Raw genomic sequence first — 1,356 nt, forward strand, 5'->3', positions numbered from 1 at the left:
GTTGTTCTGTTTTTTGTTCTACTGTACTTTCAGTTCTACGAAGGTATTTGCCGTTAGGGCCGCCTGATACGTCAACCGTGCCATCACCGTCTAAATCGATATCGTCTTGCAAATCAACCTTGTTAAAATACTCGTCACGACGTAATTCACGGTCTTGGTAAGATACGTTAGCAGCAGCACCGAAAGTACCGGCATCACCTAAATCCCAACTATTACCGATTGCGGCGGTAAAGTTTGGGGCAACATTTTCAGTTTTGTCTGCGTATTCACCGTCAAGGGTAATCGCAACTAGCGGCTCACTAAGTTCTAATGGGCGTACTGTCTGCATGTTAACTGTGCCACCTAAGGCACCTTCAATCATTTCAGGCGTTGGAGATTTAATCACTTCAACTGTTTTTAAGAAGCTAGCAGGGAAGTCATCTAAACTAATACCACCTCGCCCAGGACCTGCTGTTGAACGGCCATTAAGCAAAATGAGGTTTTCTGATACACCGCGGATCGTGACTGATTCGCCTACACCAAAATCAGATTCAATAGAAACACCTGTTATACGTTGCAATGCTTCTGCAATGTTGTTGTCTGGTAATTTACCAATATCTTCGGCAACGATAACATCGACAATTCGTTCGTCAGTTCGTTTAAGTAAGTTAGCCGCTTTTAAGCTGCCAAATATGCCTCGAACAGCAATAACTTCAATTTCACTTGCTTTAACTTTTTCTGCTTCAGTTTGTGCTGTTGGTTCTGCAGCTAATGCTGGCATGGTTAACATGGCTGTTAAAGTCGCGCCAAAAATGGTGATATTGTTGGCTTTGTTTTTAGCACCACTGAACATGGCGCTTATTTTATTCAACTTCATAATTCCCCCCAAAGAAATTGTTTGTTTTGGTATTACCAATGTTGTTGTTTTAATCAACAGATACATTTATATAACACGTTACCAACAATTGCAATTGATCATTACCAAATTAATTTATTTGTCTTACCAAATTGTGTCTCTTCAAATTTATACGATGATGTCTTTAATCTATCAGTCGTTATCCAGCAATGCTGTTGTACTCTGGCTTGTGACTATAGCGTTTAAAACAGAGATGCGTCACTTGAAGAGTGTAATATTTATGCTTATTTGTGATGAATGCTGGTTTTACAGAGCTAAAAATAACCAAGAGAATTGGTAATGTAAGTTTTTATATTGGTATTACAATTTGGCGACAGTTCATGTTGTAGCGGTGGTTAGTACGTCTAAAAAGTACCTTTTATAAGGTCGTTGGAGGTATTTAGATGGATATAGCTTGTTGAGATGTTAACTTGAAATTAATCTGAATCAAGGATGTTGTAGTGCGAAATTAACAGCGGCTA

Annotated in this window: 1 protein-coding gene; it reads right to left on the reverse strand. The window is 39.1% G+C overall.

The window, feature by feature from the left end; all coding sequences use genetic code 11:
• On the reverse strand, positions 1-856 hold an 856-nt coding region (locus CXF78_RS00645; protein WP_180957007.1), incomplete at its 3' end, for a TonB-dependent receptor plug domain-containing protein.
• Between the last annotated feature and the right edge of the window lie 500 nt (positions 857-1,356).

Source organism: Shewanella sp. 11B5, assembly GCF_002836795.1.
GTDB classification, from domain to species: domain Bacteria; phylum Pseudomonadota; class Gammaproteobacteria; order Enterobacterales; family Shewanellaceae; genus Shewanella; species Shewanella frigidimarina.